Origin of the sequence: Paenibacillus sp. BGI2013 (assembly GCF_002843485.1) — a bacterium.
Lineage (GTDB): Bacteria > Bacillota > Bacilli > Paenibacillales > Paenibacillaceae > Paenibacillus > Paenibacillus amylolyticus.
Genome location: NZ_PJFA01000013.1, coordinates 1 through 23,909, shown reverse-complemented (window position 1 = coordinate 23,909; position 23,909 = coordinate 1). Strand labels below are relative to the sequence as shown.

The 23,909-nt window shown below is 44.6% G+C and carries 21 protein-coding genes; 2 read left to right on the top strand and 19 right to left on the bottom strand.

Annotated elements, in window-relative coordinates; all coding sequences use genetic code 11:
* Positions 1 to 154 precede the first annotated feature (154 nt).
* From CXK86_RS25115 to gpr, 13 genes are all read right to left on the bottom strand, one after another.
* A complete protein-coding gene (locus tag CXK86_RS25115; RefSeq protein ID WP_076250680.1) occupies positions 155 to 547 on the bottom strand; it encodes a hypothetical protein in 393 nt (130 codons plus the stop codon).
* Positions 540 to 719 (bottom strand): YfhD family protein, encoded by a 180-nt coding sequence (locus CXK86_RS25110; RefSeq protein WP_017687220.1) that lies wholly within the window; start codon positions 717 to 719, stop codon positions 540 to 542. Before CXK86_RS25110 ends, CXK86_RS25115 begins: the two co-directional genes overlap by 8 nt.
* Before the next feature lie 28 nt (positions 720 to 747).
* Positions 748 to 1,116: a hypothetical protein gene (locus CXK86_RS25105; RefSeq protein ID WP_017687219.1), complete on the bottom strand. Its 369-nt coding sequence runs from the start codon at positions 1,114 to 1,116 to the stop codon at positions 748 to 750.
* A 241-nt stretch (positions 1,117 to 1,357) separates the two neighbouring features.
* The gene (gene dnaJ / locus CXK86_RS25100) at positions 1,358 to 2,482 is read right to left on the bottom strand and encodes a molecular chaperone DnaJ (RefSeq protein ID WP_036615086.1); all 1,125 of its coding nucleotides are present in this window, start codon (positions 2,480 to 2,482) and stop codon (positions 1,358 to 1,360) included.
* Positions 2,483 to 2,611: 129 nt separating this feature from the next.
* A complete protein-coding gene (gene dnaK, locus CXK86_RS25095; RefSeq protein WP_036615087.1) occupies positions 2,612 to 4,459 on the bottom strand; it encodes a molecular chaperone DnaK in 1,848 nt (615 codons plus the stop codon).
* A gap of 161 nt (positions 4,460 to 4,620) precedes the next feature.
* Positions 4,621 to 5,184, bottom strand: a complete 564-nt coding sequence (grpE, locus tag CXK86_RS25090; RefSeq protein WP_036668567.1) for a nucleotide exchange factor GrpE — start codon at positions 5,182 to 5,184, stop codon at positions 4,621 to 4,623.
* Positions 5,185 to 5,228: 44 nt separating this feature from the next.
* Complete coding sequence (gene hrcA / locus CXK86_RS25085; RefSeq protein ID WP_036615092.1) at positions 5,229 to 6,260, bottom strand: heat-inducible transcriptional repressor HrcA; 1,032 nt, start codon at positions 6,258 to 6,260, stop codon at positions 5,229 to 5,231.
* A 254-nt stretch (positions 6,261 to 6,514) separates the two neighbouring features.
* Complete coding sequence (locus tag CXK86_RS25080; protein WP_017687214.1) at positions 6,515 to 6,985, bottom strand: N-acetyltransferase; 471 nt, start codon at positions 6,983 to 6,985, stop codon at positions 6,515 to 6,517.
* A gap of 118 nt (positions 6,986 to 7,103) precedes the next feature.
* Positions 7,104 to 8,288: a radical SAM family heme chaperone HemW gene (hemW, locus tag CXK86_RS25075; protein ID WP_076250678.1), complete on the bottom strand. Its 1,185-nt coding sequence runs from the start codon at positions 8,286 to 8,288 to the stop codon at positions 7,104 to 7,106.
* Positions 8,289 to 8,510: 222 nt separating this feature from the next.
* On the bottom strand, positions 8,511 to 10,325 hold the full coding sequence (lepA, locus tag CXK86_RS25070) for a translation elongation factor 4 (RefSeq protein ID WP_074095901.1): 1,815 nt from the start codon (positions 10,323 to 10,325) through the stop codon (positions 8,511 to 8,513).
* 145 nt (positions 10,326 to 10,470) lie between these two features.
* Positions 10,471 to 10,830, bottom strand: a complete 360-nt coding sequence (locus CXK86_RS25065; RefSeq protein ID WP_076250677.1) for a hypothetical protein — start codon at positions 10,828 to 10,830, stop codon at positions 10,471 to 10,473.
* A gap of 53 nt (positions 10,831 to 10,883) precedes the next feature.
* Positions 10,884 to 12,179, bottom strand: a complete 1,296-nt coding sequence (locus CXK86_RS25060; RefSeq protein WP_076250675.1) for a stage II sporulation protein P — start codon at positions 12,177 to 12,179, stop codon at positions 10,884 to 10,886.
* A gap of 147 nt (positions 12,180 to 12,326) precedes the next feature.
* Positions 12,327 to 13,328 (bottom strand): GPR endopeptidase, encoded by a 1,002-nt coding sequence (gene gpr, locus CXK86_RS25055; protein WP_036615103.1) that lies wholly within the window; start codon positions 13,326 to 13,328, stop codon positions 12,327 to 12,329.
* Between the two features lie 175 nt (positions 13,329 to 13,503).
* On the opposite strand from gpr, the gene rpsT reads away from it, so the two are divergent.
* The gene (gene rpsT / locus CXK86_RS25050) at positions 13,504 to 13,776 is read left to right on the top strand and encodes a 30S ribosomal protein S20 (RefSeq protein ID WP_024628504.1); all 273 of its coding nucleotides are present in this window, start codon (positions 13,504 to 13,506) and stop codon (positions 13,774 to 13,776) included.
* 187 nt (positions 13,777 to 13,963) lie between these two features.
* On the opposite strand, the gene holA is transcribed toward rpsT, so the two are convergent.
* The 3 genes from holA to CXK86_RS25035 all read right to left on the bottom strand — a co-directional run bounded on the left by holA (position 13,964) and on the right by CXK86_RS25035 (position 17,063).
* Positions 13,964 to 14,980: a DNA polymerase III subunit delta gene (holA, locus tag CXK86_RS25045; protein WP_036668560.1), complete on the bottom strand. Its 1,017-nt coding sequence runs from the start codon at positions 14,978 to 14,980 to the stop codon at positions 13,964 to 13,966.
* Between the two features lie 257 nt (positions 14,981 to 15,237).
* Positions 15,238 to 16,518: a zf-HC2 domain-containing protein gene (locus CXK86_RS25040; protein WP_076250674.1), complete on the bottom strand. Its 1,281-nt coding sequence runs from the start codon at positions 16,516 to 16,518 to the stop codon at positions 15,238 to 15,240.
* Positions 16,515 to 17,063: an RNA polymerase sigma factor gene (locus CXK86_RS25035; RefSeq protein ID WP_017687205.1), complete on the bottom strand. Its 549-nt coding sequence runs from the start codon at positions 17,061 to 17,063 to the stop codon at positions 16,515 to 16,517. Before CXK86_RS25035 ends, CXK86_RS25040 begins: the two co-directional genes overlap by 4 nt.
* A 351-nt stretch (positions 17,064 to 17,414) precedes the next feature.
* Here CXK86_RS25035 and CXK86_RS25030 point away from each other — a divergent pair, with 351 nt between their 5' ends.
* Positions 17,415 to 17,717, top strand: a complete 303-nt coding sequence (locus tag CXK86_RS25030) for a hypothetical protein (protein ID WP_017687204.1) — start codon at positions 17,415 to 17,417, stop codon at positions 17,715 to 17,717.
* Positions 17,718 to 17,848: 131 nt separating this feature from the next.
* Here CXK86_RS25030 and CXK86_RS25025 read toward each other — a convergent pair whose 3' ends face one another.
* The 3 genes from CXK86_RS25025 to CXK86_RS25010 form a co-directional block, all read right to left on the bottom strand.
* Entirely contained in the window at positions 17,849 to 19,867 is a 2,019-nt protein-coding gene (locus CXK86_RS25025) for a copper amine oxidase N-terminal domain-containing protein (protein WP_083684407.1), read from the bottom strand.
* Positions 19,868 to 20,675: 808 nt separating this feature from the next.
* Entirely contained in the window at positions 20,676 to 22,115 is a 1,440-nt protein-coding gene (locus CXK86_RS25015) for a polysaccharide deacetylase family protein (protein ID WP_076250672.1), read from the bottom strand.
* A 766-nt stretch (positions 22,116 to 22,881) separates the two neighbouring features.
* Positions 22,882 to 23,658 carry a DUF3298 and DUF4163 domain-containing protein gene (locus CXK86_RS25010; RefSeq protein ID WP_076250670.1) on the bottom strand — a complete coding sequence of 259 codons (777 nt, stop codon included), beginning with the start codon at positions 23,656 to 23,658 and terminating at the stop codon, positions 22,882 to 22,884.
* Positions 23,659 to 23,909 lie beyond the last annotated feature (251 nt).

Below are 23,909 nucleotides of genomic sequence, written 5' to 3'. Positions count from 1 at the left end.
CTATTGTACTACACAAGCTAGCCGGAGCACAAAGCCGCACCAGTAAAAGAAAAACAAAACAGGATATCCGCAGCCTGACTGCTCGAATATCCTGTCATCTATTCATACATATCTGTTTTATTTACTTCAGCATTTTGCATAATTTGAATCTCACTTAACAAAAACGCCCACCATTCTGCGTGATCATCTCTGCGGCTTGCGGGAGCGAATCGTTGGATACGGACACGGTTAGCAAAATTTCTTGTTTTAGCCTGTTGACCGAGTCCTCTTTGGGTGTATCATACACCTGACCATTGGACAACATTTCCGTTTCATCACTAATCAGGGCAAGTACATTTAGTTCGCCACTAAATCCTCCAACGACGGCCGTAGGAGAATTATCGGAGCCCGTAACATCGTTTGAGTCCAATGCAGAAGCTTCATTGCCAAGGCTCTCAATACTCAATTGGTTCGGGTGCAGCAATTCCAGGGCTCTGCGTGCAGACTCGGCCTCAGTCCAGCTTGTAAAAACAGCTTCGAGGGTCACTGCCGAGCGATCTTCAGTCATGAAGCTCCCGTCCCTGTCGTCGATCAGCCGCTTCACTGCGGCGTAGTGCTTCTATATCTTCATGATCCGCAGCTTCAGCGCTGAATTCCACGTCCTCATTTTTCGCGGATTGCATACGTTTCATCTTTTCCGTTTTTGTTAAGATCTTGCCTGGACGTTCATGTTCTGCCATTGTAATGCTCCTCCTTCATATTGGGAAACTAGATCATTCCACCGGCTTGTTCGATAATAGACATAGCGCGGTGATGTACCGATTCATCTACGATGACAGTTAGTAATACATCTCTTCCTGTAGGTCCACCCTGTCCACCATCACTCATGCCGCTTGCAGAAGGGTCCGCCGCAGCCATGATTCCAGCACTGGCATTTGTTTGCATCGAATCGGGCACCCATGATGAAAAACTGCCGGAAACGCCCGGCTTGTAGGAAGCCCCGCTTGGTCCTACACCCGCATATCGGCTGAATCGATTAATCGACAGGTCCTCCACTCGCAATGCCTCCAGTTTTTTGGCCGCCCCTTGAGCCTGCTCCGGGCTGTGAAAGTACGCCAAAATATTTTTCTCGGTCATCCGCTTCACCTGCTTTCCTAATTTCTCGCATATCAGCTATGCATATCATTCTCGCCATGCTATCTTTCCGCAAGTTCGCTCAGAATATACCGAAATGCTCCCACAAATTGCTGTCGTGCTTCGTAGCATAAATCCATGGATTTTTCGAAAACCACTCAATCAGTAAAAAAAGGCGTACAAAAAAGGACACCCCGCGGTAAAAACCGCTGTGGTGTCCTTTTGGACTTGCTTTATTTTATTCTCAGTCGCCGCGGAAGGCGCGTTTCACTCTATCAAAGAAAGATTGTTCATGCTCATGTGTTTGCTCTCCATCCAGCGAAGCAATTTGGCGAAGCAGATCTTTCTGCTCGTCATTCAGCTTACTAGGTGTAACCACAACCACTTTCACATGCTGATCCCCTTGCCCCATACCGCGCAGGCGTGGTACACCTTTGCCTTTGAGGCGGAAATACGTTCCCGTTTGTGTACCAGCTGGTACTTTCAACTTCACTTTCTCGGTCAACGTTGGGATCTCAACTTCATCTCCCAGAGCTGCCTGAGCAAAGGTAAGTGGGATTTCGCAATAAATATCGTCGCCTTCACGCTCGAAGAAATCATGTGATTTCACGCGAATGACAATATACAGATCTCCCGCTGGTCCGCCACGCAGGCCGCCTTCGCCCTCACCTGTCATACGCAGTTGCGCGCCATCATCTACACCCGCTGGAATGCGGACATGGATTTTGCGTTGCTTGCGGACTTTACCGCTGCCACTGCACGTTGTACATTTTTCTTTGATAATTTGGCCCGAACCGCTACAGTTCGAACATGCACGACGATTAACCATACGACCAAACGGTGTATTTTGCACGACTTCCTGCTGACCGCTACCTTGGCAGACCGAGCAGGTTTCCGGTTTCGTTCCAGGTTTGGCACCTGAGCCATGACAGGTATCACAGCCTTCGGTACGCGGAATCGTAATATCGGTTTCTTTACCGAATACAGCTTCCTTGAACTCTATTGTCATCGTGTACTGCAGATCATTCCCCCGTTGCGGAGCATTTGGATCACGTCGTCCACCGCCACCCCCGCCAAAGAACATGTCGAAGATGTCGCCAAATCCGCCGCCGCCAAAATCACCGCCACCACCGAATCCACCTTGATTCGGATCGACATGACCATATTGATCATATTGTGCACGCTTCTGACCGTCACTCACTACGTCGTAAGCTTCTTTAACTTCTTTAAATTTAGCTTCCGCATCAGCAGCCTTGTTTACGTCAGGGTGATACTGACGGGCAAGCTTACGGTAAGCCTTTTTAATTTCATCGTCGTTAGCCGTTTTACTAACGCCAAGCACCTCATAATAATCACGCTTTTCAGCCACTCTTCCACCCCCATATCATTCACCATATCGCACATCGTGACAAAAGGAAAGCCAAAGCGCGGGAGCCCCGGCTATGACTTTCCCTCTAATTCGAACGTCACCGATGTTTAATTCGCGTAGAACTACGAATTAGTTTTGTTTTTTATCTTCATCCACAACTTCGTAATCAGCGTCTACGACGTTGTCACGTTTAGCAGAACCTTGTTGTTGCTCTTCAGCACCTTGTGCTTCTTGCTCTTGCGCCTGAGCTTGCTCATACAGTTTCACGGACAGTTGTTGAACGATCTCTGTCAGTTCTTCTGTAGCAGCTTTGATATCTTCCAGGTTGTCGGAAGCCAGAACGCCTTGCAGTTTTTCTTTGGCAGCATTCGCTTTTTCAACTTCGCCAGCATCTGCTTTTTCGCCAAGATCTTTGATCGTTTTGTCAACAGAGTAGATCAATTGATCTGCACTGTTTTTCGCTTCAACGAGTTCTCTGCGTTTTTTATCTTCTTCAGCGTGCAACTCAGCATCTTTCATCATTTGCTCAACTTCAGCATCGCTCAAACCGCTGGAAGAAGTGATTGTGATTTTTTGAGTTTTGTTCGTACCTTTATCTGTTGCTGATACGTTAACGATACCGTTGGCATCAATATCGAAGCTAACTTCGATCTGTGGAACGCCACGTGGAGCTGGTGGAATATCACCCAACATGAAACGTCCAAGCGATTTGTTACCTGCTGCCATCTCACGCTCACCTTGCAGAACATGAATCTCAACGCTTGGTTGATTGTCTGCATATGTGGAGAACACTTGAGATTTGCTTGTAGGGATCGTTGTGTTACGCTCGATCATTTTAGTGAATACGCCACCCGCTGTTTCGATACCCAGGGACAATGGCGTTACGTCGAGCAATACAACGTCTTTCACGTCACCTGTCAGTACGCCCGCTTGTACAGCAGCGCCCAAAGCTACAACTTCATCCGGGTTAACGCCTTTGTGTGGCTCTTTACCCGTCAGTTTTTTGATCGCTTCTTGTACTGCTGGAATACGTGTCGAACCACCAACCAATACGATCTTGTCGATATCGTTAGGCGTCATACCCGCATCACTCAATGCACGACGAGTTGGTTCAAGCGTACGCTCAACCAGACCTTCAGAGATTTCTTCAAATTTCGCACGGCTCAGGTTCAACTCCAAATGCTGAGGAACGCCATCAGCAACTGTGATGAACGGCAAGGAGATCGTTGTAGTCAATACGCCGGAAAGTTCTTTTTTCGCTTTTTCCGCTGCATCTTTCAAACGTTGAACCGCTGCTTTATCTTTACTCAAGTCAATGCCTTGATCTTTTTTGAATTCACTTACGAGGTAATCAATGATCACTTGGTCAAAGTCATCCCCGCCTAGTTTGTTGTCCCCGCTAGTTGCTTTAACTTCGAAGAAGCCATCACCCAGTTCAAGAATGGATACGTCGAACGTACCGCCACCCAGGTCATATACGAGGATCGTTTGGTCTTCGGATTTCTCCATACCGTATGCCAAAGCTGCTGCTGTTGGCTCGTTGACGATACGCAGAACTTCCAAACCTGCAATTTTACCCGCATCTTTAGTCGCTTGGCGCTGACTGTCATTGAAGTAAGCTGGTACAGTGATAACTGCTTGAGTTACCGTTTGACCCAGATAAGCTTCAGCATCGGATTTCAATTTTTGCAGAATGATTGCAGAGATCTCTTGTGCGGAGTAGTCTTTGCTATCGATTGTTTCCTTGTGGGAAGTACCCATGTGACGTTTGATCGACATGATGGTACGATCCGGATTGGTGATGGCTTGACGTTTTGCTGTTTCACCAACAACGCGCTCTCCATCCTTTTTGAAACCAACTACGGATGGAGTTGTACGTGCGCCCTCCGGATTTGGAATTACGACAGCCTCGCCGCCTTCCATTACTGCTACGCATGAGTTTGTTGTTCCTAAGTCAATACCAATTACTTTGCTCATCCGAAAATTTCCTCCCTCAACAATTTAAAATGAATGGGTCTGATCTGACCCTTATTTAGATGTTCATGTTGCTAATCGTGCTCTATGTGTACAAACCTTTATATTAAACTTCGCCCACATTGTTCAACCATGGAGCCGACTCATTCCTTCCTATAAGGAATTTATGAGCTGACTTTAACCATAGCTGGACGAAGCACTTTATCTTTCAGCATGTAGCCTTTTTGGACTTCCTCAACAACGATACCTTCTTCGTACTCGTCGCTCTCCACTTGCATAATTGCTTGGTGGAATTCAGGATTGAACGGTTGTCCTACCGATTCCATAGCCGTCAGACCTTCATTATTCATCACGGTTTCCAATTGACGGAAAATCATTTGGATGCCCTTGGAGAAAGATTCGACCTCTGCTCCTTCCGGTACAGTAGCCATGGCGCGCTCGAAGTTATCAATAACCGGTACCAGTTCGGTGACCAGCTTCATCGAAGCGTATTTAGCCAATTCTTCTTTTTCCTTCTGCGTACGACGACGGAAGTTATCAAAATCAGCCTGTGCACGGACATAACGCTGTTGTTGCTCCTCAGCTTCTGCCTTCAGACGTGCAAGCTCATCCTGCTCCTGACCAGCCATCTCTTCAGCTTGTGCTTCTGCAGCGCCAGCTTCATTAATAGGCTCCTGCTCAGTTGCTGTTACCTCTTGTTCTTCTGTAAATGATTGCTCCTCTTTCAAGATGTTCACCTCCTTATACGAATGAAATGGTTCATTCCCGAATCTTATTTGAAACGATGTGTTAGCATCGCCGTCAAGTCACGGGATAGTGTATTTAAAATATGAATGACACGTGCATAATCCATCCGCGTGGGTCCTAGAATACCGATCGACCCCAAAGCCTCACCGTCCAATGAATAGGAGGCTGTAATCAGGCTGCAGTTGGCAAAGGCTTCATGATCATTCTCAGTGCCGATTCGCACTTGAATACCAGATCCACCCGGCACGGGCATCATCAATTTCATGAGTGTTGGTGTCTCTTCCAGCAGGTCAAGAATATCTTTTACCTTTTCGATATCTTTAAACTCCGGTTGAGTCAACATATTGGTGGCACCACTGAGGAACAGACGATTATCATGTTCGTTGTCAAAGGCACTGTTCAGCACCTGCATAACTTCCTCGTAACGTGTAATATGCCGTTCCATCTCTTGCCCAAGTTCGGTATAAAGACGGGATTTCAATTTGTAGATTGGTACGCCCACAAGCTTGGTATTTAACAAGCGAACCACATTTTCCATCTCGGCTACCGAGATTTCTGGTGGAATCTGAACCGTCTTGTTCTCCACTTGACCTGTATTGGTCACGATAATTGCCACAGCTTCACTCTCGTTCAACGGAAGCAATTGGAAGTGACGTAAGGACGTATGGAATACTTCCGGTCCAAGCAGGATCGAAGTATAATTCGTCATATGTGACAAAATATTGGATGCATGCTGAATAACTTGTTCCATGACGTTCAATTTTTCAGCGAAGAACGACTTGAGATCATCCAACTCCTGAGGCTCCACCTGATTCCAAGGGACCAAATGATCGACATAATATCGATAGCCTTTATGAGAAGGAATGCGTCCTGCCGATGTATGCGGCTGTTCCAGGAAACCCATATCTTCAAGGTCCGCCATTTCATTACGGATCGTCGCCGGACTGTATCCAACATCTCCCCTTTTGGAAATGCTCCGGGACCCTACGGGCTCAGCTGAACGGATATAGTCATCCACTATAGCGTTCAGAATCATTCGTTGACGCTCTGTTAACATGGTGAGTATCCCTCCTTCTGACTGTACTGCCCCATGTCGTTAGCACTCCGGTTAGATGAGTGCTAAGCGGTAATACAAAAATACCAAACTGACGTGAACATTGTCAAGTGAGTTTGATGAGTGGGCTCATCTATTTATAGTATAGACCAATGTCGACGAGTCCTAACAACTTTATTGAACATACTTTGAAGTAAAAAAGGACTGCATGTAGGGCAGAGGCTGACTCGGCTCGATTCATGCAGTCCATTCAGTTGTTATGCTGAAACGTTAAGCTCTTTTAATACCGCGATCTCATCGCAACAATCCTGCTTGCTGCAATGAACACAGTCGGTCCATACTTTCTCAGGGAAAATCTCTTTTTCCACCACGGCAAAGCCGTTTTTGAGGAAGAAGGATACTTCATATGTCAACGCCATAACCTTAGGAATCTGTTGTTTCTCTGCTTCTTCTACCAGTCGGTCCAGCAATCGGGAGCCAATACCGAGCCCTTTGTGTCCTTCCGAGATACCGAGTGATCTGACTTCCACCAAATCATTCCCCAGACGACAAAGCGATCCGCAACCCACCACTTCACCATCAACTTCGGCTACAACAAAGTGCTCCAGCTGTCGGTGCAGTATTTCCCGTGATCGCGGAAGCATGATCCCACGCTCTGCATAGCCCTTAATCATTTCATACAGTGGTTCAACATCTTCCGGCACGGCTTTTCTGCATATTACCGACATCCTGCTCTCCTCCTATTACCAAGCTTTCCAGAGGAAAGCTGACTTCGTAGTTGTTAAATTAACACGCTCTGTAAAATCAATATGAATAAATATACAACAGAGCGTATAGAATTTCAAGCTATGAATTCAGCGATAAGGACCCGATAAACTCCGCAAAAACGTCATTTCCGAACAGGATGCCCTGCTCGCTCAGTCGGAAGCCGTCTGCCGTCCGCTCAAGCAACCCTGCGTTCAACATTTTGCCCAAAGGCTTCGCAAACACTTCTTCCATGGACTCTCCGAACTGTTCGCTAAAGCGTGAGGCCGAAGCTCCCTCCAACATTCTCAGTCCAACCATCAGATAATCTTCCATAGCTTCCGGGCGAGCAATCTCAAAATGATCCAGACGAGGCAGTCCTGCTCGTGAAGCTTCAACATAAGGATTTATACCTTTAATATTCATATGCCGTTCGCGGCCCACATATCCATGCGCACCTGCACCCAGACCATAGTAGTCCTCATTACGCCAGTAGGTAATATTGTGACGACTCTCAAAGCCCGGCTTGGCAAAGTTACTAATCTCGTATTGTCCATAGCCCGCTTCTTTCATACGTCTCATTAATAGAAGATACATCTCCAGCTCATCATCTTCATGAGGAAGTGGTAACTGGTTCTTCTGATACAGGGTATGGAAAAGTGTATTCTCTTCCACTTTCAGGCTGTAGATGGAGTAATGCGGCAGATCCAGTTCCAGCGCTTTGTCGATACTCTCATTCAACATTTCAACAGTCTGGTTTGGCAAACCAAACATCAGGTCAATGGACAGGTTATTCAAGCCTGCTTTTCGAGCATTCTCCAAACTGCGGTATACATCATCCGTATTATGAATACGGCCAATGCCTGTCAGCAGATCATTCTGAAACGCCTGTACGCCAAAGCTGACACGGTTGACGCCGCCTTCTTTCATCGCAGCGAGTTTCTCCGCATCCGTTGTTCCCGGGTTGGCTTCCATCGAAAATTCAATATCGTCTGCCCAATTTGGGAAATACGTCTTCACGGAACGAAGAAATACGGCCATCTCATCCGGTTTCAGAGCTGTTGGCGTACCCCCACCTACAAATATCGTCTTGATCTCGCCCGGTGGATTGGCCTTAACTGTATGTTCCATCTCCCGTTCCAGCGCTTCGAGATATTGCATCACGGGCTGATCTTTCAGAACGTAAGAGTTAAAGTCGCAATAAAAACATTTATTCGTGCAAAAGGGAATGTGAAGATACACCGCTTGGGGCGCACCTGTCTTCCGGCTGTGTGCTGCCAATGTCATGGCAAGTCCCCCTCTATTTGAAAAAAGGAAAGCCATCCGGCTTCCCTTTCAGCTTAGTTATTTAATATTCTGTGTTGTAACCATGTTTGCAAGCAAACGTCCTACAATTCAATTTCGATACACACACTCTGTGATGTACCCGAGACAAAATATCGTTTATCCTTTCATACACAAATTATTGATGTACCAAAAGGATTCACGTGACGTTTGCAAGCAAACGTCCTAGTCATCAATTTTCAGTACCGCCATGAATGCCTCTTGTGGCACCTCAACGTTACCAACCTGCTTCATCCGCTTCTTACCTTCCTTCTGCTTCTCAAGCAGTTTCCGTTTCCGCGAGATGTCACCACCATAACACTTGGCAAGTACGTTTTTACGCATTGCTTTTACCGTCTCACGAGCAACAACCTTGGTACCTACAGATGCCTGAATTGGTACCTCGAACATTTGTCGTGGAATCAGCTCGCGCAGTTTCTCACAGACAATGCGTCCGCGGTTATAGGCACGGTCACGGTGAACGATGAAGGACAGAGCATCCACCTGTTCGCCATTGAGTACAATATCCATTTTCGCCAGATTGGACTGACGGTAACCGGACAGTTCATAATCCAGGGATGCATATCCTTTGGTACCGGATTTCAACTGGTCAAAGAAGTCATATACAATCTCGGACAACGGAATCTCATAGGTAATGGTAACCCGGGTTGTGTCCAGATATTCCATATTTACATATTCACCGCGTTTAGTCTGACACAGCTCCATAATGGTGCCTACATAATCATTCGGTACGATAATATCTGCCTTGACGTATGGTTCCTCGACGTAATCAATCCGTCCCACCTCAGGATAGTTGGATGGGTTGTCGATTTTCATCACTTCACCATTCGTTAAGGTAACGTGATAGATTACACTTGGTGCCGTTGTGATCAACGGAATGTTAAACTCCCGCTCGATCCGCTCCTGGATAACGTCCATGTGAAGCAGTCCAAGGAATCCGCAACGGAATCCAAAACCGAGAGCACTGGATGTTTCCGGTTCAAAGCTCAGAGACGCATCGTTCAACTGCAATTTCTCCAACGCTTCACGCAGATCAACATAGTCCGATGTTTCGATCGGATAGAGACCACAATACACCATTGGGTTAATTTTACGATAACCCGGCAAAGGTTCCAGTGTTGGATTTTTGGCATCCGTTACCGTATCCCCGACTTGTGTATCGCCAACATGCCGGATACCTGCAACGATAAATCCAACATCACCGACGTTCAGCTCGTCCACGATGGTCATACGAGGTTTGAACGCTCCAACTTCAATGACTTCAAATGATTTACCTGTTGCCATCATTTTGATTTTGGAACCGGATTTGATTTTGCCGTCAACAACACGCACATATACGATTACACCTTTGTACGGGTCGTAGTGCGAGTCAAAAATCAGCGCTTTCAAAGGCTGGTCAGGATCACCAGTTGGTGCTGGAACACTTTTCACCACTTGTTCCAAAATTTCTTTGATTCCGATTCCTGATTTGGCCGAAGCCAAAACCGCATTACTTGTGTCCAAACCAATAACATCTTCCACTTCCTGCTTCACCCGTTCAGGATCAGCGCTTGGAAGGTCAATTTTGTTGATAACCGGTAAAATTTCAAGATTGTTATCCAATGCCAGATACACGTTGGCAAGTGTTTGGGCTTCAATTCCCTGTGCCGCATCCACAACCAGCAGAGCACCTTCACATGCAGCAAGACTGCGTGATACTTCATACGTGAAGTCTACGTGTCCCGGTGTGTCAATCAGATTCAATAAATACTCTTCACCATCATCCGCTTTGTAAGTCAAGGCTACTGCTTGTAGCTTGATCGTTATTCCACGTTCACGTTCAAGGTCCATTTTATCCAGAACTTGTTCCTGCATTTCACGTGAAGTGAGCGCACCTGTGTGCTCCAAGATCCGGTCCGCAAGTGTTGATTTGCCGTGATCTATATGTGCAATAATAGAAAAGTTACGAATTTTACGTTGTCTTGCCCGAATGTCAGTCATTCCTTACCCCCAGAAACAGCCTAGTGTCAATCACTTCATTATAACAGTTGAAGCACAGTGCATCAATCCCGTGATGTCTCAACTTTATAATAAAGTGTCATCATGCACTCCCAGAGGTTATATTGTACCTTAAATTTATAGTATTTTATTCAGCAACGCCGCTAAAAAGAGAGACCACCCATTTGATTCCACTGTGTGAGAGATTTTGCAATAATCCAGCCGTTTTGTCTGCCAACACATCAACCGGAGCCTTATCTTGATCCGCCCCAAGCACTTGGCTTGGTGACTGAACAGGTACAAATGGTGGTTCTTTAATTTCCTTTTGGACAGGTGCAGTCGGAACAGATTCGGTCACCGATGAAGTTGGCTCAGTTCTCACAGCGGTTGACGTGCCGTCTGATGAATTACCCATATGAAAGTTGCTGCCAGCCAACTGCATTCCAAACAGCACACCCAGCAACATTAATACAGCGATGGATAACAGTCTTTTACCGAATCTGGACATATGCTTTGCCTCCTGTCACTCTCTACTATTTTTCCTTTTTACATATATGGTTCCTATCCACCCTGCGACGAGGTTTTGGCACTGGCTTTGTCCACCTTCTGATCTTCCCAATACACTTGGGCAATCATGTCTGCTAGAATCTTCGATGTCCGTTGGAGCTCAGCTCCTGTGTTGTCGATGCCACCAATCTCAATCAAAATGCTGTTGGGTGAAAGGGTTTGGTTATACTCTCCATTGTTGGCTCCTCCGCCATCTTTGCCCCACACACCACGGGATACCCCAGGATACTTGGCTTCCAGTTTCTTATGAATTTTCGCTGCAAAGGCTTCATTCTGCTGCCAATTTGGATTTTCATGTCCAATAATGAAATACACTTTGGCGTAGCCCAAGTCATTAATAGTGGTTGTTGTTTTGCCATGACGCTGTGAATCGCGATGAATGTCTATGAGATATGTCAGATCATCATTTTGAGCGAGTGCCGCTTTTACCGTTTGACGGGAGTATTTATAAGAATAGTTCCAGTTATAGTCCTTAACTTTAGTGGGGTAATCATCCTTGGCGTGTTCTACGCCGATTCCCAGCTTCTCCAGACTGTCTGAGAGGTAGGTTCCCACTTGAAACACATTGCCTGTTGATTTGCCTGATGATGGATTATCACTTTTCGTACCTAGCAGTGGATTGTAGCCTTCCCGTGGATGGGAATGATAGATAAGAATTGACTTTTTGCCTGTTGTCGGTGAGCCTGAATTGTCTTTCTCACCATTCTTTGCTGGGGGATCTTCTTTACCTTCTCCATCTCCAGGCTCACTCAACTCAGGTGGATCCGTATTATCCTGGCCTGGAGGAATGTGCAGCTCACTACCGGGTTTCCCTCCACCTGCGGAAGCCGTATCCGTAAGACCGGGACCGGGCTGATAATCTTCGGGAGCCTCGGCTTTTTCGTTACCAGATCCAGGACGGAGCAGAACAGGTTGGTTGGAACCCATGCCCGGCATTTCTCTCGCAATCAGGCTCTTTGGATCTTGAGGATTTACATTCGTTAGTAATTGGAAAACAAATGAGGTGAGATTTTCACCGGATATAGCTGAAGTCTGTTCCTTCTGGGTGAGATGGGGCATCTCCATACCGAGCATATCGACGAAAAAGCGGCTTGATACGGCACTCGCAAATCCTTTCATGGAAGAAACGGGTGAATTATTCAAGCGTTTCTCTGCCATTCCCCCGAGACCAAGTACGACAAAAAACAAAGCAGATATGATCATAAGCAACAACAACGTACGGCCCATGGCCAGCACGTGCAGACATCTTTTTTTCCACTTTCCAATATTCCAGGCCAATATCTTGTTCATTCTGCTGTCTCCTTCCCTGCTGGACAACTCTTATACTTCAACTCTATGAGCCCGCCCAATTTGATAGAACAGGAAAATGAAAGATTCCAAAAACAAAAAAAAAGAAAGTCCGATAGATTCGGACCTTCTTCTCAGCAGTTTTAAGTTTTAATGTGTATAGGCCGCTACGTTATCTGGATTCACAGCATCATGGAGTGCCGCGTTAAGTCCTGTAGCAATAACATTGGCAATTCCCTCAATAAACTCATCGATTTCCTTTGGGGTAACAATGAGGTCATGACCTAGTGGCTCCAGTACCTCTTTCACCAAACTCAAACGATCTTGCTCACCAATGTCGTCCAGCATACCCATGATCTGTTTGGTCTGATCCGTTTCCTGGCGGAAGTGTGAGCGCATCATCTCAATCACATTGTTCACAATGGTGGACGCATAACATACGGTTGGTACTCCGATGGCGATGCAAGGCACACCTAATATTTCACGAGTCAGGCCACGCCGTTTGTTCCCAATACCGGAACCAGGGTGAATACCAATGTCCGCTACCTGAATCGTTGTATTTACACGTTCCAAGGAACGGGAGGCCAGCGCATCAATCGCAATAATGGCATCCGGCTTGGTCCGATCTACAATCCCCTGTACGATGTCACTGGATTCAATGCCCGTTGTACCTAACACGCCGGGAGCAATCGCGCTGACTTCCCGATACCCTGGCGCAACCTGATCTGGCACCAATTCGAAATACTGACGCGTCACCATCAGATTTTCCACAACAAGTGGACCGAGTGAATCCGGAGTGACATTTAAGTTGCCCAAGCCAACAATCAAGACCTTGGAGGTTTTGTTAATTCCGGCCTTAACCATAAAATCTTCCATTTCACGTGTGAACTCGGCAGCAACTCGCTCCTGTAACTCGGTATCACCATTCCGTAGTGAAGGTACTTCCAAGGTGACATAGTGGCCTTTTACTCGACCAATAGCCGTAGCTGCTTCTTCAGTCAGGACATCAATACGTGTAATCGTAATGCCCTCTTTTTTCTCTACATCTTCCTGTAGTCCGGGAATCGTCTGTTTCTGTCCACCTTGCGCCATTTCCTTGGAGTCGATCGCCAAATCGGTACGAACTGTATAGTTTTGCAAATCCAGTGTCATTCTGTCCCTGCCTCCCTTACCGCATTTGAGCATATTGTGTGGGAAAAAGGGTTTCTTTATACAGCATGTCGAACATCGTAGGAATATCTGTTGCATTTTACATGCTAGCGTGATAGAATATTTTAAGTTGTGAAACGTTTGTATTCATGCAAATGCCTTACAGGAGGTGAATGTAATGCCAAACATCAAATCCGCTGTTAAACGCGTAAAAACGAGCGACAAGCGCCGCGCACTCAACGCTTCCCAGAAGTCTGCACTCCGTACAGCTGTTAAAGCTGCTGATGCTGCTCTGGTAAGTAACGAAGTTGATACTGCAAAAGCTGCGATTCAAGCTGCTTCCAAAAAGCTGGACAAGGCTGTAACTAAAGGTCTGGTTCATAAAAATGCTGCAGCACGCAAAAAGTCTCGCTTGGCGAAAAAACTGAACGCTCTTTCCGCACAAGCGTAAGAAGCGTTACTTATACGATCCAATGGAAAAATCCTGAACAGCATAGGCTTTCAGGATTTTTTAGTATCTGATTCGATAAGTATAAGACAAAGATAAAGCGACCTTTATTCCGATGATTTAACGATCATGGAGCAAAGGTCGCTTTGTTTGTTATTCACACTAGTAAGCTATTACGTTTCTTATCCATTCATGCACCAAGTCTCAATAAGAACAGCTCCAGACCAAGCACTTTATCCACCGCTCCTGTTTTCATCTGGTAATCCAGTTCGCTGAGGTGACTCAAAATCATTCTCAGACGTTCCGGCTGAAATTTCCGAGCTTGCTCACCTGCAATCTTAACAGCATACGGATGCAGACCTAGCTGACTGGCAATCTGCTGCTGGGAGTAACTTTGTTGGCCCAACTCTTTCACCTGGATCATGATCCGAAACTGGCGTGCGATTAGAGCCGCAATTTTAATCGGTTCTTCCCGCTGCTTCAGCAACTCATAGAAAAGAGCCAACGCTTTCTCCAGTCGCAAATTAGCGAGTTCCTCCACTAGCGAGAATACATTCTGCTCTGTACTACGGGCAACCAGTGACTCGATATCAGCACGTTTGATTGTCCCCCCATTACCCGCAAACAAACATAACTTATCTACTTCAGCAGACAGGGTCTGAAGACCTGTTCCTGCATAGCTGATCAACGTTTCCGCCGCTCCCGTCTCCAATGAAACATCCCGCTGCTTCGCAAGTTTTACTATCCAATTCAATAACTCTTCTCCACTGAGTGGAGCAAAAGCAAGAACTACTGCCTGTTTCTTGACAGCTTTCACCAGTTTCTTACGCTCATCCAGCTTATCCCCTTGGGCCAGGAAAACAATCGTACTGTAATCTGCCGGATTTTCCATATATGTAAGCAGACGATCAACCTGATGTTCAATCTTGGATTCTTTACCTGCGGTGAACAGGCTCGCATCCCTTACAATAATTAATTTGCGTGGAACCAGAAAAGGTACGGTCTCTGCTTCTTCAATAACGACCTCCACAGCCGTTTCAGACAAATCATATGGAATAATCGCAAAATCACGATGTTCTTCTTCAATAACCTGTTCTTTTAACATATCCGTAAATTGCTGTATCTGGTACTTCTCCGTTCCGTACAGCACATAGATCGGTGCCGTTTCTCCATTACGTATTGCCTTTGTTGCACTTTTTACATCCATTCACGGCGCCTCCTTATCCCTCTTATCCTACCAGAAAAAGCGCAAGACAACAAAGGGACCTTACATCCAGTTATGGATGAAGGTCCCCTGTCCTACATCTATATAAACGCTGACACCGGCAGTTCTAGAAAAAGCCGGTGCGCGGTCATACGACGTCAGTTGCTTGAACTGAGATAGGACGTTTTGTTACTTCCACTATATGCTTGTCATACTGAAAATGTTCTTTCGTTTTAGAGGAGCGCACTCCCCATTTTTAATTATTTCGCAGGAGCTCCACCTGAAACAGCAGGTACATTAAACGAGTTCTTCGCCGTTGTTCCGTCCTTGTCCGTTTCGTAATTAAATAGGGTACCATCCTTTGACCAACTCGCTGACTTCAGTGTCCCCTCTATGCTGCGTTGTTCAACCAAATTTAGAACATCCGGTTCGCTCACAGGTTTGGAGTATATGCTGATTTGATCACCAATAAGCATAACTACATAGGAGCCGTCAGGTGATTTCCATTCTTTTGGTGCTGCTGTTGTAGCCATTCCCTGATCCGGTCCTGCTGCGAATCCTTTGTTTCCTCCAGAAGCGTCTGCACCTGCACTGGAATCAGGTACAGTGTTACCTTCAACCGGAGCATCTTCAGTTATATTAGGTGTTGTATCCTGAGAAGTGAAGGATTGCGCATCTCCATTTTCTGTTTCTGTTACTCCACTCTCTTCCCCATCTGCAGAAGATTTAGGAGAATCTCCTGATCCCTGAATTCTCTGCTCAGAATCTTGGTTTTGAGCCGGATTCTTCTGATTATCGGTCGAAGGAGTTCTGGACGAATTATCCTGCGGTCCTTTATTCGGAGCAGGCGTTGATTCAGTGGCCGGTTGTTTAGGTGTCGGATCTGACTGAACTTCAGGCTCCTGTACCTCATCTCCACCGTCTTCAGGCATTGTTTCTACGTCTTGGTTATCTGGTTTAGTTGGTGAATCATTCGATTGACCCACAAACACATCGTTGTTGCTTGGTTGTGACGAAGTGGCAGGATCATAATTTTCAATATTCTTGCTTAACGAATTCTCATCCAAATTGCCGCTCTCTTGAGAAGCTCCAGAGCTCATCAGCATGGAATCGGCATTCTCAATCTGTTCAGGCGGATTTCCCCAGATGGCAAATCCCAATATAACTGCCGCAGCCGCTGCACCCATGGACATACGTCCTGCCATCGAGTTAAGCCATTTTTGCTTCGTTTTCCGCTCACTTGAACGTTGTAAATTCTCAAATGTAGCGGGGACAGGATTCATTTCCTGTATGGTGCTACTTTGTTCCTTCCGCGCTTCGTCAATGGCATCAAGCTGTGGCATAATCGCATCAACTAGACTAAATTTCGGGCTTACTTGCGGTAATTCTTCCAGTTCTCTGGAAAGAGCTCTGAGTAAACTAAAATTCTCGGCGCACTCCGGACACTTTGCCACATGCTGTAGCATCTGCGCGGTTTCCGCCTCGCCCAGATCATGATCCAGATAGCGGTGCATCCATTCCACCACCTCTTCGCATTTCATCCTGTCACACCACCTTTCTGATATTCCTGTAGTAGATTCTGTAACTGCTGTCTGGCTCTAAATAAATAAGATTTCACCGTATTCAACGGAAGATCGAGACAATCCGCAATTTCATTGTAGGATAAGTCCTGCAAATATCTTAGAACAATAACGGTACGATGATGCTCGGGAAGCTTGTTGATCGCATCCTGAATGTCCTGGGCCACATATGTAGACATGACCTCGTACTCCACATCCTGATTATCCTGAAAAACCATGTCATGTTCGTCAATGGAGACAGACGGCTTGGTTCTTCTGAATTTATCAATACAGATGTTCGTGACGATGCGTTGTACCCATGTTTTGAATTGGGCCTTTTCTTCGTATGAATTGATTTTGGTGTAAATTCGGATCAACGCTTCCTGCGCAGCATCCAAAGCGTCCTGTTCATTATTTAGAATGTAATATGCGGTCCGATAGACATGTTGTTCAATCTCCCGCAATAGGGTAATTAGAGCGTCGCGATCGCCCGATTGAGCGGCTCTGATGAGTTCCGGCTCTACCACAAAGGATCCCCCTCTCCCTGCAACCTTACAGACGTGATCATCAATAAAATTGTTGCAAAGTTAAGTATTTTTTTAATTTGCCATAACAAAATAACGGCGTATGTATTAGGGCCGCTGAAATCTTCTCTTAGAATAACAGAAATTGCATAACGAGTCACCAAACGTATCCAAAAGGGATTCCATTACTTACACGACTCAATTCAAATGCAATGGCATACATTATAGATAAGCACTTTTTTGGTTCCTAAAATAAAAAAAGTCGAAATTTGTCCAAATTTAAGCTGATTTTAATGCAATTTTCATGAAAATAGTGTATTGTAAATTTACATTCATAAACACGAGGTGATGAGCATGCCAGCTCTTGCGAAAATTCAAGCTTTAAAAGAACAAATGCCCAAAGAATATCAAAGTATTTCCCACTTTGTTGAACATGCATTGGAGTCCATTGATACTCTGGTCGAGGAACATCGGAAGTACGTAGCTGCACAGGCATTATACGGCGATAAAATCGTTGGATCGGAAGAACGCTTGTACAGAGAAACCGTACTGGATGTCAGAGCACAGCTATTGATGACTCTTGAGAAAACGGTAGAAGATCTGTTGCACAAGGGCGACAAACACTGGAGCAAACACTTTAAGGATGGCGTAGAGTAGTTCTTATATTTCTTCTACATTTTGAAAAAATGGCCCGTTTTCCGATATTCTCCCTCCTGGGGTGTAACGGAAAGCGGGCTTTTTTTGTACTGTGACTTGCAATCAAAAGAAGTGATTAATTGGTATATTCATCAGTAAATCGCCATCAGTTTGCCATTGAGAAACCCTAAAGCTCTTATGCCTGCGGAGCTGGCATACACCCAAACCTCGATTTTGCCTTTTGAACTCGTTTCATACGTAATGCTCGATGGATCTCCCCATGCAAGGCGCACCTGAGTTATGTTCATTCCTAAAGCTACTTCTCCAGCAATGATTTTATTCCAAGTAGACTTGGACCAATTGTATTTCTTATACGGATCAGAAGAGAAGAATTGGTTGGAATCGGCAAGCATCTCCGTCACACTGGAAGGCGCCCCTCCTGCATAGGCAGAAACGGTTTTTCCTTTTGCATTACGGAAGATAATAGAGTAACTTCGATCACCGTATTTAATCTTCTCAATTTTGATATCTGATATGGTCACTTTACTGAAACGTTGCCCTAAACTCGTATCACTGTTGATCCAGTAGGACTTGCCAATGAAGCGAGCAAGATTCCCCAACTCTTTTTTCTTGATCAGTGCAAGTGTATCCTTCGATTCCACCAGAATAGAAGAATTTCCAACCAGCACCTTGGCCTGCTTTAGCTCAGCATCCCATCGAACCTGAATACCCGCAGCCTGTCTTAACAAGTCCGCAGGAAATACAGTTTGCCCTCCAATGGTTTGTACTTTCCCTTTCAACTTCAGCTCTTTGTTGTTTAATCGCGCAACAGCACTCCCTTTTTGCAAAACAATACTGTCATCTCCAAATTGAATTTCAAAAGATGAACCCTTCACATCAATTTTGGCTCCCAAAGTTTTGAACACCGACTGTACTGGCAAGTATACATTTCCATCCAACAATGTGGCGCCTGTTAACTTTTGCTGTGAATCAACGTTCAGTTGAAGACTTGAGGCAAAATCACCTATCTTCAAAGTCACTTTGGTTGTTCCTATGCCCGTAACCTTCAGTTTGCCTCCTGCCTGAATTTGTGCAACTCGGGGCTGCTCCACTATAATTTCTTCAGGCAATGGCGCACGCTTGTTTTTGAAACCATTACTATAATTCTCCTGAACAGCAAGCGTGATCGTATCCCCAATATTAGCTTCCTTGGAAGATGCCGTAAGTGTCACTTGATTTAACGCGGGAGCTGATAGAGGAGTTAACTTTCCATTATCATATGTAGCCCATGATCCATCTTGTAACTGTGCATATAGCTCATCCAGATTAGGCGCATACACCATCCGCGATACGTTACTTAAACCAGGCAGTTGCTCGCCCTTATATTTGGCAGTTCGATCGTAGCTCCAGACGCTTCCATCCTGTTTCACCGTGAGCAGCTTATGCGTACTCCCCCACCAAATCAAAGATTGCACATTATTCGCAACCGTGATGTAGTCATCCTCATACAGCATACTTACGATCACTACCGAGTCATCATTTTTCAGCACTGCTGCGTAAACACCATTCGTTGCAATTGCTTTACCATCAGGTACATTTCCAGCTTTACGTATTTTGTTGTATTTGTCATAATATATATCTCCTGATGAAGATAATGCGCTATAAGAAGAATCGCTTCCAAAACTATAAGAATCCGCATCGATAATCGATTCCAAAACCTTAGCCTGATCATCAAAATTATAAAGGTTTCCATCCTGAAGCTGAACCCATCCATGGCCATAAACTTTCACAACGCCATTGAATTGTTTCGTTACTGGTTTATGCGCATTGTCCTTATTCCACCGAATCACTTGGCCATCGGCAGTCCACCCATAGATGGAATGGTCTTCTGATTTTGAAATACCAATCAGTTTTCGATTTTGTGTCCATACTCCACTTGTGGCCCCTTTAGACCAAAGTGTACCATCGTCCAGCAAATAGTCATTTCGGTCAAGAACTGAAGTGATGGAATTACCCGATCCAGATGATGCAAAAGCGGAGGACTGTCCTACGATCAAACCGATAACTAAAAGTCCAATGCATAGGGCTATCGCTTTTCTAATCCATTTCACTCTAAACTTCTGAGTTGCATTTCTGTTCTTTTTACTTTGCGACATTTCTACAAGTTCCATTTTCTTGATCCCCTCATTATTATGTATAGTGCTACGATCCCTAAGTATCTCTATCCCTCCTCTAAGGTGGGCCTAACTATTATTCGGTAAAAACAACCATAATCCTGCAACAAAAATCACATAACATTAATCAAATCCGTAACTAAAAACATATTTTTACATATATACAACAAACCAAATACAAATGATTGCATTTAATAATCTAAAATAGAAACATATTATAAACGAAATAGGGCGTGCAACCGTAACAAAACTATAAATGGATATGCGGGAGATTAAATGAATCTAATAATATTTTTCAAATACTTCCTGGGATTCTTTCTACTCAGTAGTGTGTTATTCATTGCATTTAATATGATAATTTGGCATAAAAGTTGGGATCAAATTGATCATATACTAAACTTATTCAGCGCAACTATAATTAGCTTGATAGTTGGCATATCAAAGGCAAGAGAGTAACTGATTTTTAGTCAACTATCCTAAGTGATAGTCTAGATGTCCTTACACTTCATGAAGTATTACTTACTTCTAGTACGAAAAGTTGAAAAAAAGATGACTGCATAACTAAAATATTATAACGCTGGAACCATCTGTCGCTAGCGAGTGAAGCAGCTTATGGACAAAATGTTCGTTAGAAAAACTCTTACATCCGTATCTGAATATAAGAAACTATGGAGAAATCGGAACAGCAAGGAATTATTTCAAATCCAAATAAAGGTCGGTTTATATAGGATGTGCAAATCCATTCTTATAGAGAAGGTACAAACCTTAGAAAAACGAAGGTTTGTACCTCTTTTGTGTGATGAACTTATTGATTATAATAAGGGCCATTTCCTGTGGATTTATTCAAGGACAACAACTGAGACACCGTTACGAATTGGTAGCCTTGCTTTTTTAGTGATTTAAGCATGTGGGGCAGCGCATCAGCTGTAGAAGCGTGAATATCATGCATAAGTACAATCGAACCTGATCTGATGTTTTTAGCAACCTCTTTATTTACGGCTTGAGCGTTCCGGCTTTTCCAATCCAGCGAATCCACTGACCATAAAATAATGGGTGTTTTCTGTTCTTTGGTGACTTTTTTGACTGATTCATTCATAGCACCATAAGGCGGACGGAATAGGGTTGGTTTTTCCCCAGTCGCATCTTTGATTCGGTGCGATGATTCTATGATTTGTTTGCGCACCTCACTCAGGCTCATATTCGCAAGATTCGGATGACTCTTGGAGTGATTGCCGATCTCGTGGCCGGCCTTAGCAACCTTTTTAGCCATATCAGGATAATACTCTACTTGTACGCCCAGCATGAAGAAAGTAGCCTTCGCGTTATACTCCTTCAAAGTCTTTAGAACTCTAGGTGTCACCTTTGGGTGAGGCCCATCATCAAAGGTAAGAGCAACATATTTCCCTTTAGGATCAAGCGGAGGCTGAGTTGGCCTCTTCCCTTTTGGTTCATCGTTATTTTCATAAGTAATATTCCATTTTTTAGTAAGGTCCTTCTTCAAGTAGGAATGCAAGGATTTCAGTGGAATGTTCACTTGGACCGTTCCGGCTGCACCTGCAGCGATCTCGTATTTATTAAAGTATAAAGTAAAGACTCCGTTACCTATGGACCATTTCCATCCAGATGGATTTTTTATAGATTTTTGAAGTTCTGCTTCGAATACATAAGAGTGAACGTTTTTCTGTTTCTTCAATTCCCCCTTCACGATGGACATAATATGGTTAACAGCTGCTTTGTCATAAGTCATGATATCAGATAAATTCAATATTTTATTTTCAGCTGTGTCGATATTAAAAGATTTTATTATCGATTGTCCATTAGCACCGCCTGTGGTGATTTGATAGGAAGTGAACACTAAACTATATAAATGGTCATTAATTTTATTCGTATCTACTGTAATATTCAATTCAGCACGATGATCGCCTTGAAGCGTTTTTGCACCGGTTTTAACCTGGGTTAAGAATTTCTTTTCCTGATCATTGACCCACGTCTGAATAGGAGTATTAATCTCCTTGCTGTTTGAGAGAACGTTGCTAATCGACAGTATATAATGCTTCGTATTCTTCGTCCTTGTTTCGATATTTAAGCCTGGGTATGCACTGGGCGACACTTCAACGTTCTCTGTAACGCTGTGGTTCCCAGCTAGAACATTTTGCACCATTAGATTGATTCCTAGAATCCCGCCAGCTAATACAATAAATCCAACCAGCCAAACGGGCCACCGTGTTTTCTTCCTTTTGTTCATTTCAAATCATCCTTATCTTTATTCTAGTCATAAAACTGCAAGTCATTGTCTATCATTTCTTCCGGCGATGGTGGCCCAAAACTATCGAAATACGATACCTGATGAAAAATCAACCATCAGTTATTCACATCAAACATCGATGACAGAAAGGCACCACTGAGTGCCTGCACTCTCGACAGATCGATAATGAGGAGCCACGCAAATCCCCCTAAGCCCATCATGCATTTTACTTTCGTCCTTATCTTTTTGATTTGTCGCTCATAGGCAGGACGCCGAGGTTGTGAAAAAAGTTTTCTCCAATTAATGTAATCAATGAAGAGAACAAAACAATTTCATGGAACTTCTGCCTTTAGAACTAAAAAAAGCATCCCGTAAGAAGAGAGTCTTCGGGATGCCACATTCAGAATAATCGTCATGTTTCCAGCATAAGACTTGAATTAATGTTGTACTTGTACATTTAGAATGTCGGACACAAATTGGATTGCACGTAAAACTGATTTTTATGAATCGAAGTGGCTGCGCCGAGCGCTTTGGGAGCCATTTTCGAGAAGAAGCAGGACTCCTCCTCGTAGGACGCGCTTGTCCACTGCTCATTTTATGCACTTTTGCAGACTTTGCGGCTGAACCTCACTACACTTCATATACAAGAGATTCTGTGCAATTTCGAGCAAAACGATCATCACGCCATAGGCTCCCTTAGTAAGCTGCCACCTTTTTCAGATCCAACTTTACTGCGACTTCTGGCTTCATATCATTCGGCTTTGCCTCAGAGGCTGGCATTCTTCAAATTGAAACGGAACTCCGGTGAACCCACATATCCCGGCGCGATACTGTATTTCGGGAAGACGATAACCAGTTCGCCTTTTTCAATATAAAACGACTGTTCCGTGAACGTCCCTTTGAATTCTTCCAGGAAGTATTGATCGGGATCCTTTCTCATTTGCGCAAGAATATCTGCATCAAGCTTTTCTTTGTAGTTAGAACCGAGGAGATCCTCCAGTGTCACGCGCTGAGCCGCATAGGCATTTTTCAAGTTGTAGGTATCGATCCGGGGCATGCTTGTTCCGCCCCTGTAACCTTCCGTGATTACTTCAAGCGAAACTACTCCTGCCGGGTTTCCAGTTCCGTCCGACTTTAGCTTATAGCTGACGTAAAATTCATAGGGGTGGAACTTCTGGTGATTTACTTTTGCCTTTTTGGCCGTTTTTGCGGCATCCTTCTCCCACTGAGCAAGATCCTTTTGCGCACGGGATAAAAGGATGCCATTCAGTTCATTCTGGTATCTGGTGTCCAGCATGCCGTCCAGCTGCGGTACCTTGATGTTCACAATAAGGTTCTTGCTTGTTGTGCTCAGTACCTTCTCCACGATTTTCACTCCTGTAGCCAAAGGGACGGTTGAATGTACCTTAGAGCTGACAGTTACGTTCGCTGAAACAGGTGCCGAGGCCAGCGCATTTGCAGATAAGCTCGCTGCGCCGACGCCGAGCATGGCTACACAGCCCATGGCCCCCATCTTCATGTATTTTATCGTTTTCTTTTTCATAGCTTTCATCCTCCATCTCTTTGTATGAGTGTCTAATCAAGCACACTCATTGGCTAGACGCATGAGATGGTACAGAAAGTTTTGGAAAATCAAAAACAGAACAATGTCTCTTCGACCAAAGTACTAACAAAAACCAGCTAATGTTTGTCAAGCATTTCTGGTTGGATGAGTTCTCTTTTCGTGGTATACTTTTTCCGACCAACACGAATAACCTCCACGGGTATGGAGGTTTTGGTTAAATATGGATTACA

Excerpts from the sequence above, each read along its gene's own strand:
- dnaK (WP_036615087.1), bottom strand. The coding sequence starts at position 4,459 with ATGAGCAAAGTAATTGGTATTGACTTAGGAACAACAAACTCATGCGTA.
- hemW (WP_076250678.1), bottom strand. The coding sequence starts at position 8,288 with ATGACATTGGCAGCACACAGCCGGAAGACAGGTGCGCCCCAAGCGGTG.
- holA (WP_036668560.1), bottom strand. The coding sequence starts at position 14,980 with ATGGATGTAAAAAGTGCAACAAAGGCAATACGTAATGGAGAAACGGCA.
- CXK86_RS25115 (WP_076250680.1), bottom strand. The coding sequence starts at position 547 with ATGACTGAAGATCGCTCGGCAGTGACCCTCGAAGCTGTTTTTACAAGC.
- hrcA (WP_036615092.1), bottom strand. The coding sequence starts at position 6,260 with ATGTTAACAGAGCGTCAACGAATGATTCTGAACGCTATAGTGGATGAC.
- CXK86_RS25010 (WP_076250670.1), bottom strand. The coding sequence starts at position 23,658 with ATGAAAAAGAAAACGATAAAATACATGAAGATGGGGGCCATGGGCTGT.
- CXK86_RS25060 (WP_076250675.1), bottom strand. The coding sequence starts at position 12,179 with ATGAACAAGATATTGGCCTGGAATATTGGAAAGTGGAAAAAAAGATGT.
- CXK86_RS25080 (WP_017687214.1), bottom strand. The coding sequence starts at position 6,985 with ATGTCGGTAATATGCAGAAAAGCCGTGCCGGAAGATGTTGAACCACTG.
- rpsT (WP_024628504.1), top strand. The coding sequence starts at position 13,504 with ATGCCAAACATCAAATCCGCTGTTAAACGCGTAAAAACGAGCGACAAG.
- CXK86_RS25040 (WP_076250674.1), bottom strand. The coding sequence starts at position 16,518 with ATGAAATGCGAAGAGGTGGTGGAATGGATGCACCGCTATCTGGATCAT.
- gpr (WP_036615103.1), bottom strand. The coding sequence starts at position 13,328 with ATGACACTGGATTTGCAAAACTATACAGTTCGTACCGATTTGGCGATC.
- CXK86_RS25025 (WP_083684407.1), bottom strand. The coding sequence starts at position 19,867 with ATGGAACTTGTAGAAATGTCGCAAAGTAAAAAGAACAGAAATGCAACT.
- CXK86_RS25015 (WP_076250672.1), bottom strand. The coding sequence starts at position 22,115 with ATGAACAAAAGGAAGAAAACACGGTGGCCCGTTTGGCTGGTTGGATTT.
- lepA (WP_074095901.1), bottom strand. The coding sequence starts at position 10,325 with ATGACTGACATTCGGGCAAGACAACGTAAAATTCGTAACTTTTCTATT.
- CXK86_RS25030 (WP_017687204.1), top strand. The coding sequence starts at position 17,415 with ATGCCAGCTCTTGCGAAAATTCAAGCTTTAAAAGAACAAATGCCCAAA.
- CXK86_RS25110 (WP_017687220.1), bottom strand. The coding sequence starts at position 719 with ATGGCAGAACATGAACGTCCAGGCAAGATCTTAACAAAAACGGAAAAG.
- CXK86_RS25105 (WP_017687219.1), bottom strand. The coding sequence starts at position 1,116 with ATGACCGAGAAAAATATTTTGGCGTACTTTCACAGCCCGGAGCAGGCT.
- CXK86_RS25065 (WP_076250677.1), bottom strand. The coding sequence starts at position 10,830 with ATGTCCAGATTCGGTAAAAGACTGTTATCCATCGCTGTATTAATGTTG.